This is a genomic window from Anabaena lutea FACHB-196, assembly GCF_014698305.1.
Taxonomy (GTDB): Bacteria; Cyanobacteriota; Cyanobacteriia; order Cyanobacteriales; family Nostocaceae; genus Anabaena; species Anabaena lutea.
The window spans coordinates 152,894-169,081 of the sequence record NZ_JACJST010000004.1 but is presented as its reverse complement, the minus strand read 5'-3'; the positions used below and the strand labels follow the sequence as shown (position 1 = coordinate 169,081).

The 16,188-nt window shown below is 35.5% G+C and carries 21 protein-coding genes; 16 read left to right on the top strand and 5 right to left on the bottom strand.

Annotation, left to right across the window (positions count from 1 at the left end):
• Positions 1-214: 214 nt before the first annotated feature.
• Together H6G59_RS06490 and glgA are read right to left on the bottom strand one after the other, a co-directional pair.
• On the bottom strand, positions 215-1,597 hold the full coding sequence (locus H6G59_RS06490) for a cytochrome P450 (protein WP_190712588.1): 1,383 nt from the start codon (positions 1,595-1,597) through the stop codon (positions 215-217).
• 120 nt (positions 1,598-1,717) lie between these two features.
• Positions 1,718-3,196 (bottom strand): glycogen synthase GlgA, encoded by a 1,479-nt coding sequence (gene glgA, locus H6G59_RS06485; protein WP_190712586.1) that lies wholly within the window; start codon positions 3,194-3,196, stop codon positions 1,718-1,720.
• Between the two features lie 697 nt (positions 3,197-3,893).
• On the opposite strand from glgA, the gene H6G59_RS06480 reads away from it, so the two are divergent.
• The 10 genes from H6G59_RS06480 to H6G59_RS06435 all read left to right on the top strand — a co-directional run bounded on the left by H6G59_RS06480 (position 3,894) and on the right by H6G59_RS06435 (position 11,298).
• Positions 3,894-4,151 (top strand): hypothetical protein, encoded by a 258-nt coding sequence (locus H6G59_RS06480; RefSeq protein ID WP_190712583.1) that lies wholly within the window; start codon positions 3,894-3,896, stop codon positions 4,149-4,151.
• Between the two features lie 987 nt (positions 4,152-5,138).
• Entirely contained in the window at positions 5,139-7,352 is a 2,214-nt protein-coding gene (locus H6G59_RS06475) for a phosphoketolase family protein (RefSeq protein WP_190712581.1), read from the top strand.
• Between the two features lie 111 nt (positions 7,353-7,463).
• On the top strand, positions 7,464-8,273 hold the full coding sequence (locus tag H6G59_RS06470) for a hypothetical protein (RefSeq protein WP_190712579.1): 810 nt from the start codon (positions 7,464-7,466) through the stop codon (positions 8,271-8,273).
• Between the two features lie 231 nt (positions 8,274-8,504).
• Entirely contained in the window at positions 8,505-8,750 is a 246-nt protein-coding gene (locus H6G59_RS06465; RefSeq protein WP_190712577.1) for a hypothetical protein, read from the top strand.
• A 304-nt stretch (positions 8,751-9,054) separates the two neighbouring features.
• Complete coding sequence (locus H6G59_RS06460) at positions 9,055-9,318, top strand: type II toxin-antitoxin system ParD family antitoxin (protein WP_190712575.1); 264 nt, start codon at positions 9,055-9,057, stop codon at positions 9,316-9,318.
• 2 nt (positions 9,319-9,320) lie between these two features.
• Positions 9,321-9,647 carry a type II toxin-antitoxin system RelE/ParE family toxin gene (locus H6G59_RS06455; protein ID WP_242038803.1) on the top strand — a complete coding sequence of 109 codons (327 nt, stop codon included), beginning with the start codon at positions 9,321-9,323 and terminating at the stop codon, positions 9,645-9,647.
• Between the two features lie 285 nt (positions 9,648-9,932).
• Entirely contained in the window at positions 9,933-10,151 is a 219-nt protein-coding gene (locus tag H6G59_RS06450) for a type II toxin-antitoxin system HicB family antitoxin (RefSeq protein ID WP_053538669.1), read from the top strand.
• Positions 10,152-10,204: 53 nt separating this feature from the next.
• A complete protein-coding gene (locus H6G59_RS27705; RefSeq protein ID WP_339327932.1) occupies positions 10,205-10,375 on the top strand; it encodes a type II toxin-antitoxin system HicA family toxin in 171 nt (56 codons plus the stop codon).
• A 283-nt stretch (positions 10,376-10,658) separates the two neighbouring features.
• Positions 10,659-10,895 (top strand): hypothetical protein, encoded by a 237-nt coding sequence (locus tag H6G59_RS06440; RefSeq protein WP_190712573.1) that lies wholly within the window; start codon positions 10,659-10,661, stop codon positions 10,893-10,895.
• Positions 10,885-11,298: a PIN domain-containing protein gene (locus H6G59_RS06435; protein ID WP_190712571.1), complete on the top strand. Its 414-nt coding sequence runs from the start codon at positions 10,885-10,887 to the stop codon at positions 11,296-11,298. The genes H6G59_RS06440 and H6G59_RS06435 overlap by 11 nt, the downstream gene beginning before the upstream one ends.
• Positions 11,299-11,487: 189 nt before the next feature.
• Here H6G59_RS06435 and H6G59_RS06430 read toward each other — a convergent pair whose 3' ends face one another.
• Positions 11,488-11,781, bottom strand: a complete 294-nt coding sequence (locus H6G59_RS06430) for a HigA family addiction module antitoxin (protein ID WP_028082106.1) — start codon at positions 11,779-11,781, stop codon at positions 11,488-11,490.
• On the opposite strand from H6G59_RS06430, the gene H6G59_RS27060 reads away from it, so the two are divergent.
• Entirely contained in the window at positions 11,755-12,117 is a 363-nt protein-coding gene (locus H6G59_RS27060; protein ID WP_199331948.1) for a YgiT-type zinc finger protein, read from the top strand. The two genes, H6G59_RS06430 and H6G59_RS27060, sit on opposite strands and share 27 nt — an antisense overlap.
• 172 nt (positions 12,118-12,289) lie before the next feature.
• On the opposite strand, the gene H6G59_RS06420 is transcribed toward H6G59_RS27060, so the two are convergent.
• Together H6G59_RS06420 and H6G59_RS06415 are read right to left on the bottom strand one after the other, a co-directional pair.
• The gene (locus H6G59_RS06420; RefSeq protein WP_016950073.1) at positions 12,290-12,664 is read right to left on the bottom strand and encodes a type II toxin-antitoxin system PemK/MazF family toxin; all 375 of its coding nucleotides are present in this window, start codon (positions 12,662-12,664) and stop codon (positions 12,290-12,292) included.
• Positions 12,658-12,987: a hypothetical protein gene (locus H6G59_RS06415; protein WP_242038802.1), complete on the bottom strand. Its 330-nt coding sequence runs from the start codon at positions 12,985-12,987 to the stop codon at positions 12,658-12,660. The genes H6G59_RS06420 and H6G59_RS06415 overlap by 7 nt, the downstream gene beginning before the upstream one ends.
• Positions 12,988-13,185: 198 nt before the next feature.
• On the opposite strand from H6G59_RS06415, the gene H6G59_RS06410 reads away from it, so the two are divergent.
• From H6G59_RS06410 to H6G59_RS06390, 5 genes are all read left to right on the top strand, one after another.
• Positions 13,186-13,779 (top strand): Uma2 family endonuclease, encoded by a 594-nt coding sequence (locus tag H6G59_RS06410; RefSeq protein WP_190712569.1) that lies wholly within the window; start codon positions 13,186-13,188, stop codon positions 13,777-13,779.
• A 122-nt stretch (positions 13,780-13,901) separates the two neighbouring features.
• The gene (locus H6G59_RS06405; RefSeq protein WP_190712567.1) at positions 13,902-14,270 is read left to right on the top strand and encodes a papain fold toxin domain-containing protein; all 369 of its coding nucleotides are present in this window, start codon (positions 13,902-13,904) and stop codon (positions 14,268-14,270) included.
• A 23-nt stretch (positions 14,271-14,293) separates the two neighbouring features.
• Complete coding sequence (locus tag H6G59_RS06400) at positions 14,294-14,635, top strand: hypothetical protein (RefSeq protein ID WP_190712564.1); 342 nt, start codon at positions 14,294-14,296, stop codon at positions 14,633-14,635.
• A gap of 340 nt (positions 14,636-14,975) precedes the next feature.
• Positions 14,976-15,404 carry a hypothetical protein gene (locus H6G59_RS06395; RefSeq protein ID WP_190712562.1) on the top strand — a complete coding sequence of 143 codons (429 nt, stop codon included), beginning with the start codon at positions 14,976-14,978 and terminating at the stop codon, positions 15,402-15,404.
• A gap of 278 nt (positions 15,405-15,682) precedes the next feature.
• Positions 15,683-16,072 (top strand): hypothetical protein, encoded by a 390-nt coding sequence (locus H6G59_RS06390; protein ID WP_190648648.1) that lies wholly within the window; start codon positions 15,683-15,685, stop codon positions 16,070-16,072.
• Positions 16,073-16,188: the final 116 nt, after the last annotated feature.

Sequence of the window (16,188 nt, the reverse complement as noted above, 5' to 3'; positions counted from 1 at the left end):
TAGTGAGACATAACCCAATTGGTAGATTATAGGTCAATACTGTGGATTCTCTTTCCGAAGAACTAAACTGTATTCCATAAAAACCAACTTAAATCAATTCAAATATTTATTACGTAGGGGTTTAGCATTAAACTTTACCCCTAAAATGAAATTCAGTTTGAGCGCAGAAATAAATTTCTCATTTCTTTGCTGTTAAATCAGCAACGCCAAATAATTAAATAATGCTGGTCTCTAAAGTCCTAGATTTCACCTGACGCTGACTCTTGATAACCATCTGAATTGGGCGGTCTGGGCCTGTTACCAAACCACGGCGTTTAGCTTGAACTTCCCCATTATCAACTAGTTCTAATTCACGACTGGTCAGAATTTTAGCTAGTGCCAATTTCATTTCAAACTGAGCAAAAGCTAGACCAATACAGCGTCTTGCACCACCCCCAAAAGGTAGAAATTCATAGGGAGAAAATTGCTTTTCTAAAAAGCGGTCTGGGTTAAACTTTTTGGGTTCGGGATAAATATCTGACCTTTGATGAGTTGAATAAATAGAACCTAAGATGACTGTACCAGGTTCTAAATCATAACCACCTATTGATACAGCAGTTTTCACTCGTCTAGGAAAAGTCAACATGGCAATGGGATAAATCCGCAATGTTTCATTACAAACAGCAGTGAGATAGGGTAATTTAAAGATGGCATTAGAATCTGGATTTTCTCCCAAACTATCCAGTTCTGCTAATAGCTTTTGACGTACTTCTGGTAGTTTATGAATCCAGTATAAAGCCCAGGTAATAGCGGTGGCTGTGGTTTCGTTACCTGCTACCAATAGGGTGATCAATTCATCACGTAATTCTTCATCGGTCATGGGTTGACCATCTTCATCTCTAGCCGCCATGAGTAAACTAAGGATATCTGTGCGCGACGGGTCAGTATTTTCTCGCCGTTCCTGAATTTCCTCATAAATGAGTTGGTCGGCTTTGTCTTGCTGACGCTGCTGCTGTTCCCAAAGTTGGGAAATACCAATCACATTTTTTAAAGCGGGAATATACAATAAAGCAACTCTCCAAGGTTCACTACCTACTTCTAAAATTTCACAGAGTAGCTGCTGTAGTTTTTCTGCACGTTCCCCTTCATAAAGTCCAAATACAGCTTGCATCATTACACTTAAAGTAATGTCTTGGCTAATATTTCGGATATTGAAAGGTTGATTTATTTGCTGTTTGCTGAGGACTTTCTCGGTGATATCGTTAATTACTTCTGCATAATTCCGCATTCTTTCACCATGAAACGGAGGCATGATTAATTGACGCTCACGCTGGTGTTGTGTGCCACTCAGTAAAATAACAGAATTCTTGCCCAGTAAGTATTCAAAAATGTCATTTAAATCTCCTGGTGCTTCTAATTCTTTGGTATCACTGGTTAAAATTTGCTGAATGGCTTGGGGGTGACTGACAAAGACGATAGGAGGATAGTTTATATCTAACTTAAGTGAGAAGCTATCTCCATAGGTTTGGACGCAGGCTTCCATATATGACATGGGACTGAATACCCAGCGCATGATCTGGAAAAATGCTGGGGTTTTGGGGCCATTTGGTAGAGGCATAAAATTTTTTTTGATTGGTGTAAATCTATCTTCCTCTAAAGTAACTGAAAAATTGAGGGTGCGTTAATTACATACGACAAGCAACGCACCCTCAACTATGCAGGTTTGATAACTACTGACTTACCACTTATGTCTTATCCAGTCGTAAATCTCTAGATATTCTGCCCCTGGAACATTCCAAGAGTAGTCATACTGCATACCCTGAATAGCTAGTTTAGTGAACTCTTTAGGTTGCTGATACCACAAATCAATTGCCCGTCCCATTGCTGATTCAAGCGCCTGATTATCCATTTCATAAAATACATAACCATTACGTTTTTCTGGGGGCAGATTTTGGTCGTAATCTCGGTCAAATACTGTATTTACCAGTCCCCCAACACCGCGCACAATGGGAACAGTACCATATTTTAAACCTATCATCTGAGTTAACCCACAGGGTTCATAATTGCTAGGGACAACAATCATGTCTGCCCCGGCATAAATTAGGTGGGATAATTCTTCATTAAATCCCAGTTCTAAATGGACATCTGGGTTACTGTTTAAAAATTGTTTTTCATGTTGAAAATGAGCATTGATTGCTGGTTCTGTGGCTGAACCTAGTAATACAAATTGCGCTCCTTTACTCAGAGCATAATAAATGGCATGATGAACAAGATGTACACCTTTTTGGTTATCTAAACGTCCGATATAAGCCACGATTGGTTTATCAGCATGGCCTAGCATCAGCCGTTCTCGCAAAGCTTTTTTGTTATATACTTTTTGTTCAAAATCATCCCATGTATAATTGGAGGGGATGTAACGATCAATTTCGGGATTCCAAAAATCATAATCAATCCCGTTGAGAACTCCAGTGAATTTCTCTTTTTGTAAATGCAATGTGTGTCCTAACCCGCAGCCAACATCACTGGTTTGGGCTTCTACAGCGTGGTGAGGTGAAACTGTTGTGACAGCATTGGAGTAAACAATTCCCCCTTTCATATAATTCAAAGCAAAGGGGTTAAAGTTATCACGCAGCTTATCGTATTGGAAGTAATAAGATGGTTGATTTAATCCGGTTCCTTCCAAAGTTTTCACACCACCAATTCCTTGATGTTTAAAGTTATGAATGGTGTAGCAAATCCGTTGATATTCCATGCCATGATATTTGTAAATTTCATAAAGCATGACGGGAATTAAGCCTGTTTGCCAGTCATGACAATGGATGATATCTGGTCTTTTATTGCTTCTGAGCAAAAATTCTAAAGCTGCTTTGCTGAAGAATGCAAAACGCATATCATCATCTTCACAACCGTAATAGCAACCGCGATTAAAGAAGTTGTCTTCACTGTGAGGTTTAATGAAAAAACACACTCTTCCATGTACCCAACCGCAGTATACAGAACAGTGAATTGCTGCGCCATACCAGGGAACCCACAGGTTGAGATAGGCATCATGTAACCCCCAAATATGGTCATAGCGCATACAGTCGTACATAGGCAAAATAAGCTCGACTGTATTTCCTCGATTCTCTAATTCTCTACTGAGTCCGTAAACAACATCCCCTAACCCTCCGGCTTTAATTACAGGAGCGCATTCTGAGGCAATCTGTACTATGTACATTCCTAGCCCTCTCGTCACAAAACTTTATGTTTACTATATAGCAGTATATGAAAAATGTACTCATTGACAAGGGATAGATTCTTATGACTTGTCAGATATCTAAGGTGTAAGGACGATTCATGGATTGTCTTAAGCTACTTCTAGCGCGCTGTTCAATGCATCGTGAATACACATTTTATAGTGGATGTTGAGTTGCGACGCGGTTTGGTGATTTATCTATACCTGTACCGTGAGAGTGATAAGTTAATTACCACATCTCACCCAATCTACAAGGTGTTCACAACATCTGCAAGGATTGATATAGCAATCTTATAGTAACTATAAGAATATTCAATTCTCAGACTAAATTTCTGGAAATATGTCCTAAAATCATGTGCATAAAACTTTTTATAAATAAAAACTTTATATTATTTTTAATCTAGCTATTTCAAAATCGAGAAATTAACTTTATAGACAAAATACATAGAAATATGTCTTGAGATAATCTGTGTCATGCTTTAGTTGTATCGATATTTGTCGCCTTTTTAAATAGGTTCTGTTGAAAATATAAACTTTGTTTTTTTAGACAAAATGCATTGATTAATGTCCTAAAATAATGTCTAAAAACTTTTATCTACATTGAAACTTCATATTCTTTATAATTTGGTAAGGTAAAAATATAAGTGTAAAGTCAACTCTCGATTTAGAGGATAATTTAATGGCAACGATAGTGATTTCAAACTTAGATAGTCAGAATGAAAAAATCCTTTTTCATGATTTATCTCCGGCTGAAACAGAGACTGTATCTGGAGGTAGCGGGGGTAGTATTAATAATTATTTTATAACTACCAATACTGGAGATGTGCAGGGTCCAACGACTGGTGATATTAAAGGTGTAGATAGTGGTATCCGCGATAATAAGATCGGTACTATAGACTTTTCTCGGTCAACATACATTGTGATAAATTCTTGGTAATTAATCATTTGTATGTGCTGATACTACAAATACTTTAGTTATTTGAGGGTAAAACACTGTGTTTTTTAGGGCATTTTTTGTCAGATATTTTACTAGCATTAAATTCGTACAACTGCTCAATTCTTGATTGGAAAATTAAGACAATGGCTGCGATCATGAATTCCAAGTTACATTCTGTTGAAATAAATGGGCTTTTTCATAAAGTAGATTTAGAAGAAATGGAGTCAACTTCAGGAGGTAATACTGTTATACCTTTATGGGATGGTAATTATGAGGATCTCTATTTTAGTCTCTTTCCTAATGAGACAAATAACTCAACAAGTACATATCCCAGTTCATTGATTTTTTACAACAATAAGCTTTTTGCAATTGATTTTTCTAACTTAAATATCTATTTGATAGTCTAACCAGCTATCAACAGGAATTCTGGTTTTAACTTATTGGGACTAAGAGGATGTGTGAAAAATTCTTTGTGGTATTTAACACTTTTTAACACTTAGGTATTCCCATAAATTTGTGTTTAAAAGGGGAAAACCAAGTAATTTATCCCCTTTTTATCAGAGGTTAGAGGATATTTGAATAAAGCTTAATACTTTTCCAATATCCTCTAAATTTTTTTGAGGGTATTTATTTTGTTGCATTTTTATTAAATTAACGTAGGTGTTTAGCAATGGTAAACCCCTATTGGTGCAGAACTTAAAATAGATTGCTTCACAAATTATATCATTTTATATTTTGGATTTGGAATCCCTCTCTGTATCCGGCTGAGAGTAAAAATATTTGTCACACTCATTTTTGAAATTGTTATCATTTTGGATTGCTATAGATTACCTTAGTTTTTGTTATAAATGCTATAAACTCAGGCTGAGTCATGGTGATAGGAATTCTTTTTTATAGAGAATTGGTATTACAACCTGGAAGATGTAAAATCTTTATTAACTTGAACAAACATCACAAGTTTATTCTGATTTTATTAAGGTACTCAGCATGACAGCAATTACGACAAAGGCATCTTCCTCTCTTCCTGATTTTTGTGAAGGGATACAATATTTTGGGGAAGCACTGCCAGATTTTCAAACTTATGGTGCAACACCAGTGATAGAATCGGGTCAGAGTGCGATCGCATCTCCTACCGATACAAATGCAGTATATCAAACTCTACTCGCGGCTGATGCCCTACGCTATCTAACTCTACAAATCACTGGTAGTAAGGCTTCTGGACATCCCGGCGGTTTTGCCAGCCAAGCGGAAGCTTATGCAGCTTTGGTCATGCTGGGACATAAAAACATTATTACCGAAGTCGGACATCACGCCCCTGGTTTCTATAGTGCCATGTTTCTAGACCGTTCTTTAGAAGACATGGGCATTTCTACAGTACAACAATTGCGCGATCGCTTTCGAGAAAAGCATGGATTATTAGGACACCTTTCCGGCTACATTCCTGGTATTCTCGCACCGGCTGGACCCCTGGGACAAGGACAACATTTTGCCATGTCTGCTGCACTCTTGCACCGTGATAAACTCTTCCCCTTCACCCTGGGAGACGGGGGACTGGGTGAACCCTATATCATGAGTTCAATGGCGCATTTTAACACCGCTTACCCCACCGTTACCAACTTCTTACCCGTATTAGTGTGGAACGGTTACAGCCAAGAACACCACAGCATGGTATCATTGAAAACCAACGCAGAGATGATAGCATACTGGCAAGGTAACGGTTTTGCCGAAGTCGTGTTAGTCAATGCTAAAGATTTTGACGACCAAAACCAAGCCGGTGAATATGTTGATAGTACCGCATTTTCTTTTGCCAACCGCCTAGAATTTACCAAAGCGGTGTTAGTAGGAATGGATAAAGCTGCGCGTTCAGCACTTAGCGGAAAATTGACCGTATTTATTATCAAACAACTCAAAGGTGCAGGGGTTCACGCCTTGGGTGCAAAATCACACAACCTCTATCCTAAAGATACCTTAGACGCGCCCCATATTGCTACCGCATTACAAAAACGGGCATTATCAGCCGCAGCATGGGAAACAGTGCGAACAAATGCCGAACGTGCGGGAGGTGGTCCAGCAGCAAAAACCGCAGTTACAGAATTTGAATTACCTTTAGCAGATTTAGGGGAATTACCATTAGAAGAATATGCAGTTGGCGGAGAACCAAAAGTTGCGACAACAGCAATGGGAAGGTTAGTAGGAATAGTTGGAAATAAAGATAAAAATTTCCTCGTAACCAACGCCGACGGTAACGAAGCTTCAGGAATTGCTAACATCAACCAAGCTTTAAAAATCAATCACCCCACCACCGATGATTTATATAATCAAGCCCCAGGAGGTCAAGTTTACGAACCTTTGAGCGAAGATGCTTGTGCAGGGTTAGCCGCTGGTTTATCCTTAATGGGTGCGAGAACATTGTGGTGTTCTTACGAATCTTTTGCCATCAATGGTTTACCAATTTGGCAAACTGTCACCCAAGCAATGGCAGAATTACGCCGTCAAACTCCCTCGACAATTACATTATTTACAGCCGGGGCTTTAGAACAAGGACGCAACGGTTGGACTCACCAAAGACCAGAAATTGAAGCTTATTTTGCATCATTGATGAGAACAGGAAATGTCTTCCCTTTATTTCCCCCAGATGCTAACAGTATTCAAGCTTGTTATGACTGGGCTTTGCAAACAAAAAATAAAGGAATTGTCATTACTGCAAGTAAGTCTCCTTTACCCATTAGAACTACCTTAAAACAAACAGAAGAAGGGTTAGAAAAGGGCGCGATTTTATTACATGAAATTGCGGGAGGGAAGACTGTTGTATTAGCTGTAATTGGCGATATGACATTAATTCCTGCTTTTGAAGCGGCAGCATTTTTAGAAACTGAAGGTATTGGTGTGAAGATTGTTTCTATTATCAATCCCCGTCGTTTATATCGTCCCCATGATACTGCTTGGGATACTTGTTCTGAACCTGATAACGGTTTTTTAAGTGATGCCGATTTTGAGCAATTGTTTGGTGGAGATGCCTTAATTGGTGTGACAGGTGGCGCTGCGGCGATGTTAGAACCAATCATGTTACGCAGTAATTCTAAGCGTGATTCTTTTGCCTGGAAGCGTGGGGAAACTACTGCAAGTGCCGGTGAGTTGATGGCGTTTAATGGCTTGACTGCGGAAGCGTTGACGAAGCGGGCTATTGAGTTGGTGCATTAGGGATTTTTAACCGCAGATGTACGCAGATTAACGCGGATGATTTGGCGTTGGGTTGCGTACATTTGCGGTTAAAATTATAATTCAGAAGTGTTGAAAAATTAGGTATTAATTATGAATTCCGAACTGATAGACTCTTTTTTTAAATATATTGTTGAAATTGCTGCTCATTTGTCTCAATATAATGAATCAAAGCCAAACCAGATGTTTCTTGATCATCTAGTTTATATTAATAAATATGATAATATGACATATACATTTATTAATAGTCTAGTTACTAATGATAGGTATAAACCCATAATTCATGTTTTTCTTGATAGTTTAATCTATTTACATTCTGATACATCTATTGCTGAAGAAGAATTATTAAAAAATGATTCTCAATTTAATAGAAGAACATACATAAGATGCTTCTTTTCGGAAGTTGAAGGAATACTGTTCACTTTACAGAAAATGACAGTAGAGTTACTAGAACAAGACAGTGGTGTTGGAGAGCAAACAATATTAATAAATAAAAATTTTATGAAATCAAAATATGGTAGAAAAGCTGATAAAACTTCTATATCTTATTACGAAATTTTACCACAACAATTTTTGGCACTACAAGAAGCTGATTATAAAGTCGAAGAGACTGGAGAAGTTATTTTGTCGCCAAAATTTATTTCTCCTAAAAATAAAGTTGCATTTGTAGAGAAAATGCTAAATACAGTTTTTGGTACTAATTTAAATATTAAAAGTATTTCTGGATGGGAGGACTTTACTAACTCAATTGAAATTAGAAATGATATTACACATCCTAAGAATTTACATTGTTTCCAAATTGATGATGATGAGTTAAAAAAAATTAACAATGCTCGACTATGGTTCGATAAGTTTATAACTCAAACTCTGAAAGAAATAATAATTGCCATTAATACTTTCTAATTTACTTAAACTTTTGAATTTTGTAGCAAGTAGTAGCAAGTAGGTTGGGTTGACGCAAGGAAACCCAACAACAGAAAAGCTTAAACCAGCAAATCAATAAAAAATTAATTTGGTATGTTAAATTTTCAAAATAATGAAATATCCCCAATTATTTGGTACGGTTTATACTCTACCAAACCTGCGAATACTGAATACTATGGTGTTTAGTAGTTTCTGCTTTAGGTATTAATCATGACTCAAGAACAAATAGACTTAGTTTTAAGAATTATTGCTGAAATCGCTGATGGTGATGAATCAAAAGCAATAATCTTTCAACAAATTCGTGAAAAAACAGGTTTAGACGATAATGAATTAGCAAAAATCTTAATTTACTTAGGTAAGCAGGATTATATCAAGAACCGACATCAACATTTTAACGACGTAGATGAGATACATATTACACATTTAGGTATACAGAAATCCCTTTCTTTTAACTAGGGATAAACAATACCATAGGGTGGGTTAGCGACAAAATAACCCACCATTAATAACACTAAATTACAATTCAAAAACCCTGTATCTGTTCACATCATCTCACCCAACCATCACAAGCGATCGTGTAAATAAGAGAAGACAATAGAACCATCACAGATACACCACAGAAACATTCACCTCACCTGAGAATTATTATAAGTATCTTTAGCTACTAAAATTAATTGTCGTAAATACTTATTTTCATAGAGATGGCAGAAAATGACAAAATCTGCCATACTATAAAAAAGTAGATTTAGGAAATCACATTATGAAAAGTATGAATATTTCTTTACCTGATACCATGCGCGATTATATAGAAGAACAGGTAGCGCAAGGAGGTTACAGCAGCGTTAGTGAATATTTTCGGGAATTAGTGCGACAAGACCAAAAACAGAGAGCAAACGAACGACTACAAACCCTGCTTTTAGAAGGATTAAACTCAGGAAATGCAACAGAAATGACTGCTCAAGATTGGGAAGATATTCGTCAAGCAGTTCGTGAAAAAACTAACAAACGTCAAAGTGCAATTTAGCCATGATGTTTGCAATTAAAAAAAGACCTCAAGTTATCCGCGACTTGATAGATTTAGCTACCTACATAGCAGAAGATAGCTTAGATGTTTCCGACCGCTTTCTAATAGCAGCAGAAACAACATTTAAACAATTAGCTAAAACTCCAGCTATGGGAAAAATCTGTCAATTTTCTCTTCCCAACTTAGCAGATATTCGACAACAATCTATCAAAGGATTTAAAAAATATCTCATTTTTTATCGTATCACTGAATCAGAAATTGATATTTTGCGAATTATTCATGGTGCAAGAGACATTGAAACAATATTAGATGAGGATTTAGAAATATGAGTAATTAGCAAGTAGGTTGGGTTGACGCAAGGAAACCCAACAATACCCACCATTAATAACGCACTTATTAAAATCCAAAAACCCTGTATCTATTCACATCATATCACCCAACCATCACAAGCGATCATGTAAATAAGAGAAGACAATAGAACCATCACAGATACACCATCGAAACATTCACCTCACCTGAGAATTATCACCCGAACAAAATCAAATTCTCGAACAACTAGCCAAGAAAATTAGATATATTAATAATCAGCACACAAATATACAAACCCCTCCTGTATGAAATTTCAAGTAATATTCACCTATGATTCAGAATATCTAGGTTACGTTGCTGAAGTACCAGAACTTCCTGGTTGTGTCAGTCAAGGTAAAAGCTTAGATGAAGCAATTGAAAATATCAAAGATGCAATAAAAGGCTATCTTCACGTATTAGAAAAACATGGGAAACCCTATGTAACAAAAGAATCTCAATCTTTTGTAGGGGAAGTAGTAGTATAAATGGGACGCTTATCAAATATTTCCGGTAAACAAACAGTCAAAATATTTGAAAAATTTGGCTATGCTGTAGATCATCAAACCGGAAGTCATATCATACTATACTTTGGCACGAATCAAAACCCATTTTATCAGTTCCTAATCATAAAGAACTAGCACCAGGATTACTCAGAAGTTTAATTAGACAAGCAGGAATTACCGTAGATGAATTTTTAGAAAATAAGTAATACTTTGAGTGGGTTAGCAACAACATAACCCACTATTAAAAACCCTGTATCTGTTCACATCATCTCACCCAACAATCACCAACCATCATGTAAATAAGAAAAGACAATATAAACATCACAGATACACCACCGAAACATTCACCTCACATGATTTAGATCCCCGACTTCTAAGATTAATTATGGATATGATAGAAAATCTTGAAAAGAAATCGGGGATATTTAGTGCGTAGTTTATAATAGGATCATACCGAAAAATTTTATATAGGATTTAAGGTTATTCATAATGCTGCAAATCATCCAAGCAACCTGTACCAACGGTGAACTTATTTTGAATGAAAAACTAAGTTCCGAATTAGAAGGTAAAACCATACAAATTATGATTCTCGAACCCAGCGAATCTACACAACCAATAGATTCTCAAGAATCCAAAATACAGCAATTCTTAGCGAGAGTAAATAACTACTCCTTCCCACTTCCCGCAGACTACAAATTTAATCGAGAAGAAATTTATGACAGATAATATCTTTCTCGATAGCAATCTCTGGATTTATCTCTATGCTAAAAATCCGCCCGAAAAATCCCAACAAGTTGCACAAATCATCAAAAATCATTCTTCATCTCTGTTAGTTAGCACTCAGGTTTTAGGAGAATTATTTCATGTTTTAACTAGAAAAAAATTCACATCAAAAACAGATGCTATTACAATCATATCAGATATAGTGAATACTTTTCCTGTTCAGGCAATTAACACAACAGAAGTTATACAAGCATTAGAAATCAATGCAAAATATAACTACTCTTATTGGGATAGTTTGATTATAGCTACAGCTTTATTAAGTCAATGTTCCATCATTTACTCAGAAGATATGCAACATAATCAACTAATAGAGAATAAAGTAAGAATTATCAATCCATTTGTTTGATTTCATATCTTTTTAATTCCTGTAGGGTGGCTTAACAACAATATAAGCCACCCTTAATAACCCTATATCTGTTCACATCATCTCACCCAACCATCACCAACTATCATGTAAATAAGAGAAGACAATAGAACCATCACAGATACACCACCGAAACATTCACCTTACCTGAGAATTATCACCCGAACTATTTTAACTAATTTCAATAGGTGAAATATTTTTCCATTCTTCAGACTCATTTTTTGCACACCAAATATCAAATTTTTGCTGAAGATTTAACCAAAGTTCCGGCGTAGTTTGAAAAGCACTTGCTAACCGCAAAGCAATATTAGGTGTTACACTTGCACGTTCATTCACAATTTCCGAAACCGTTTTTCGAGACACACCCAAAATATTAGCAAGTTCTGTCACCGTCATATTTAAAGGTTCTAAATATTGACGTTTAATCAAAGCACCAGGATGTCTAGGTTTTCTGTTAGTATTCATGTTCATAATCCTAATGATAATCCTCGTAATTTACGTCGTAAGCATCCCCATCTTCAAAAACAAAAGTTAAACGCCAATTACCAGAAACTGTATCTGATTTCACAAGGAGACTTTAAAATGGAATGCTTATATTGTAAAGGACAAATGCACAGAGGAACAGCCCCATTTACCATTGATAGAAAAGGCTATCATATTTCTTGGAATGCAATTCCAGCATGGGTTTGTGATCAATGTGGTGAATCACTTTTTGAAACTCATGAAGTTGAATTAATTCAAGAAGCCCTCACCGTTTTAGACCGAGAAACAGCAGATTTAGTAAGTTCATCATCACCTTAGTTAGTAGGTTGGGTTGACGCAAGAAAACCCAACAATACCCACTATTAATAACGCACTTATTACAACCCAAAAACCCTGTATCTGTTCACATCATGTCACCCAACCATCACCAACTATCATGTAAATAAAAGAAGACAATATAACCATCACAGATACACATAAAAATATTCATTTATGTTAAATTCACTAAACCCAAACTAATCTGAATTGCTTTATCTACTTGTTCCATTGTAACTGATTCCAGAACACCCAAACGTTTAATTAATCTTTGTTTATCAATAGAACGAATTTGATTAAGAAGCGCAACAGAATCAACCTGTAAACCTCCTTCTGGTACTTTAATTAGCACTTCAGTAGGATACAAAGGTTCTGTAAACTGAGAAGTAAGAGCAGCTACAATAGTTATAGGACTATATTGATTAGAAACGTCATTCTGCAAAATTAAAGCTGGGCGTGTTTTTTTGATTTCTGAACCTATAGTTGGATCAAAATTAACCAAGTAGATTTCACCACGCTGGGGATAGATAATTTTTCCTTTACTTAACACGCTTCTTCTTCCAGATTAAACCACTCTTCAACTAATCCTAAATCACGTTCTGCTCTTTTAATAGCTCCTTGTTTTAACTGTTCTTGGATATTACTAAATTGACTGTAATTTCCATTTGCATATTCATCACCCATTAATTGAATTTCTCTTTTAGTAGTTTCATTTTCTCGCCCATTTTCCCCTTCAGCATCAGCAATAGCTTCATTAAGAAGCTGCGAAATCTGCCGTTTTTCTGATAAAGTTAGCGCATTTAAGGAGTTAATCAGTAACTCCATAGGAATGAATAAATTTAATCCTGCCTGTGACATTGCTTTTATCATCATGCGATCATTATTCTACATTATATCAAATGATGCTGGATGAGTCTACAAAAACCCTGTATCTGTTCACATCATCTCATCCAAATATCACAAGCTATCATGTAAATAAGAGAAGACAATAGAACCATGACAGATACACCTAGAAACATTCACCTCACCATGAGTTATAATCAAGATTAAAGTCATAACCATAAAATTACTATGACTATCCAAATCCTAGACAAAACTACCACAATTTCCGAACAGCGATTTCTTCTACCTGGTTATTATACCTGGAAGGAATTTGAAATCATAGAAACCTTAACCGCAGACGCAGGAAACTTGCGGATAACTTATCTTGATGGGTGCATCGAATTTACGACACTTGGTGAACAACACGAAAATATCAAAAAAATTATCGCTATTTTAATAGAAGCATATCTTTTTGAAAAAGGGATAAACTTTATCCCAGTAGGTAGTGCTACTCGTCGCGCAAAAGAAAAAAGTGCTTCCTTTGAACCTGATGAATCTTATTACATCGGAGAAAAAAAAGAAAATCCAGATTTAGCAATTGAGGTTAATATTACCAGTGGTAGTATTGACAAACTAGAAAAATACAAAAGGTTTAATATTACTGAAGTTTGGTTTTGGGAAAATAATCACTTGTCTTTATATCATCTCAAAAAAAATAACTATGAGCAAATTAATCAAAGTGAATTATTGCCAGATTTAGATATAGATTTATTTGTGAATTGTGTTTTAATACCTTCCATTATTGATGCGAGAACAGAATTTATTAAAGGTATTAAAAAGTAGTATTTTGTAGGTTGGGTTGACACAAGGAAACCCAACAATATAAAAAATAACTTAATACTCCCTTAACTATCAATCAGTAGTAATCAGGGTAGAAATATTAAAAGTTGACAACCGGAGTGATTTTGAATAAAGAGGATATCATCTATCAACAAATTATAGCAATTGCCAGTAGTTACGGAATATTTGATTGTATTCCCCGTGCTACAGCAATCAAAGAGTTTTTAATCAGACAAAGTATTCATGGTAAGCATATTAAAGTAGATACAAATTCTCAAGATCCAATTTATGGCAGAATTTATGATGATAGTATTGGAGAATTGATTGCTACAACAGGTCATCATGAAGGTGTTATAATTGAGATAAATGACGGAGAACTTGTTTTTGACAATATTCACCATCAAGGCATTACCCCATTAAACTGGATACAGAATCTCTATTCACCTATATTAGATGCAGGATTAGAGTTTCAAATCACAGAAACTTACTTTTAACCTAGAAACTTAGTGAGTTAAACATGGATAATCTCTACAACTTACTGCAAAAGATCAAAAAAAGACCTGCAATGTATATAGGTAAAAATTCTATTTTTAGCCTCCAAGCATTTTTAGATGGATACTATTTTGCCCGTCGAGAAATTGGTATTCCCTTAACAGCAGAAGAAACAGAATTTCAAACTTTTTTACAATGGATAAGACACAAATTCAATGTAGAAACAGGTCAATTATGGTCAAGTATTCTTCTCTTCCATTCAGCCGATGAAAAAAGCGCAGTAGATAGATTTTTTACATTGTTTGAAGAATTTTATCAAAATCAGAAAAATCATGAAATAGCAAAAATTGATGAATTAGTTTCATGAAAATAAAAATTATGGTGTAGGTTGGGTTGACGCAAGGAAACCCAACAATATTAATAACGCTAAATTACAACCCAAAAACCCTGTATCTGTTCACATCATCTCACCCAACCATCACCAAATATCATGTAAATAAGAGAAGACAATAGAACCATGACAGATTGATTCACCTCACCGGAGAATTATCGCTATGATTCAGATCTCCGACTTCTAAGATTGATTATTTACCTGATTTTAACCGGGTAACTTTGCGTTTTATTGCGTAAATATGAGGTTTATTAAAAAAATAATATCATAGAATGATGTAGCTAAAATTATATTACTTCTAGGGTAGTAATCAATTATGCAAATTAAAGGAATAAGCATCGCTTTAGTTCTGGGTCTTTCTTTGCCTATCGTCACAGATATTGCCGTCCAGAATCAAGCTGTGGCTAACCTCGCTTTTCCAGAGGGGGAATTTTTTGACGTGCAAGGTCAAACACGCAATTGGAATTTAACTCTTTGGCAAGCAAAAGGTAAATATTACTACAAAAACTTAAACCTGAAAACAGGGAAAAAACTTTGTTTAATTGGTGCTATAGCATCTGGTACTAAAGCCCGTCCTGTCTTCACCTGGACTAATTCCAAATATAAATATCGAGTTTCCTGGCAAACTGTTCAATCAGATTTGGTTCGATTACAGGTAATAAATCCTTCAGGTCAGATGATTTTAAATGAATTGCTTGTCCGTCAACCTGGTGAATTTGAAGATCCCAATGCTACGAAATGTTAGAAACTATTAAAAATGACTGAAAACTATCATTCTAAATTCTGAGAACTTGTGAATTTTTCTGGATAGAATCAATTGTTCTAGAATAGTAAATTGGGTTAATGCTACGGCTACTAACCATAAAAATTACCAGCATAACCCAATTACGGATTTAAAAATGAACCGTAGCCTTCAGTTCCCTAGGTTTTGTTTGTGTAGCAAAGACTTCAGTCATTAAAACTTAATTTCAACTAAACTAAAAATAGAAACACCATGATATAAACTCTCTCAATTAACGACACATGATAGAGAAAGACTTGGAAGCTTTAATAGTCAAAATTGTCAAAAAAGTTATCAAAAAAGAAGTTAAGAATCTTAAACAGGATAACTTACCAATTGTATCAACACAGACAAATCATCCTTTAGAAACTTTTGTCCAAACTTTTATCACCGAAGAAGATACACGCAGTACAGCAGAGATTATTGATGATATATATACCAGCCCTACTGTAAATTTCTCTACCAAAGAAGATGTAGAACTTGAGCGCAAATTGCGGGAACTCAAGTTTAAACAAGAACTGAGGAAAGATTGGATATTATTTATTGTCAAAGATGTAGTAGTATATCCTGCCACTATGCTTTTCATATTTGCTATTATTGGTTACTATGTATTCGTCTTATTTCATAAGTAGTAGCTGGTGTAGCCCTTCAAAAATACTCAATTCATTTACTAGCATCTTTCCCAGTAATTCAAGTATAATCACTTCCCTGTGAATGAAATAGAAAAAATGTATAAAAAAGCATTTTC

Bases quoted from the DNA above. Each gene is read 5' to 3' on its own strand.
- H6G59_RS06490 (WP_190712588.1), bottom strand. From the start codon at position 1,597: ATGCCTCTACCAAATGGCCCCAAAACCCCAGCATTTTTCCAGATCATG.
- glgA (WP_190712586.1), bottom strand. From the start codon at position 3,196: ATGTACATAGTACAGATTGCCTCAGAATGCGCTCCTGTAATTAAAGCC.
- H6G59_RS06480 (WP_190712583.1), top strand. From the start codon at position 3,894: ATGGCAACGATAGTGATTTCAAACTTAGATAGTCAGAATGAAAAAATC.
- H6G59_RS06475 (WP_190712581.1), top strand. From the start codon at position 5,139: ATGACAGCAATTACGACAAAGGCATCTTCCTCTCTTCCTGATTTTTGT.
- H6G59_RS06470 (WP_190712579.1), top strand. From the start codon at position 7,464: ATGAATTCCGAACTGATAGACTCTTTTTTTAAATATATTGTTGAAATT.
- H6G59_RS06465 (WP_190712577.1), top strand. From the start codon at position 8,505: ATGACTCAAGAACAAATAGACTTAGTTTTAAGAATTATTGCTGAAATC.
- H6G59_RS06460 (WP_190712575.1), top strand. From the start codon at position 9,055: ATGAAAAGTATGAATATTTCTTTACCTGATACCATGCGCGATTATATA.
- H6G59_RS06455 (WP_242038803.1), top strand. From the start codon at position 9,321: ATGATGTTTGCAATTAAAAAAAGACCTCAAGTTATCCGCGACTTGATA.
- H6G59_RS06450 (WP_053538669.1), top strand. From the start codon at position 9,933: ATGAAATTTCAAGTAATATTCACCTATGATTCAGAATATCTAGGTTAC.
- H6G59_RS06440 (WP_190712573.1), top strand. From the start codon at position 10,659: ATGCTGCAAATCATCCAAGCAACCTGTACCAACGGTGAACTTATTTTG.
- H6G59_RS06435 (WP_190712571.1), top strand. From the start codon at position 10,885: ATGACAGATAATATCTTTCTCGATAGCAATCTCTGGATTTATCTCTAT.
- H6G59_RS27060 (WP_199331948.1), top strand. From the start codon at position 11,755: ATGTCTAGGTTTTCTGTTAGTATTCATGTTCATAATCCTAATGATAAT.
- H6G59_RS06430 (WP_028082106.1), bottom strand. From the start codon at position 11,781: ATGAATACTAACAGAAAACCTAGACATCCTGGTGCTTTGATTAAACGT.
- H6G59_RS06415 (WP_242038802.1), bottom strand. From the start codon at position 12,987: ATGATGATAAAAGCAATGTCACAGGCAGGATTAAATTTATTCATTCCT.
- H6G59_RS06410 (WP_190712569.1), top strand. From the start codon at position 13,186: ATGACTATCCAAATCCTAGACAAAACTACCACAATTTCCGAACAGCGA.
- H6G59_RS06400 (WP_190712564.1), top strand. From the start codon at position 14,294: ATGGATAATCTCTACAACTTACTGCAAAAGATCAAAAAAAGACCTGCA.
- H6G59_RS06395 (WP_190712562.1), top strand. From the start codon at position 14,976: ATGCAAATTAAAGGAATAAGCATCGCTTTAGTTCTGGGTCTTTCTTTG.
- H6G59_RS06390 (WP_190648648.1), top strand. From the start codon at position 15,683: ATGATAGAGAAAGACTTGGAAGCTTTAATAGTCAAAATTGTCAAAAAA.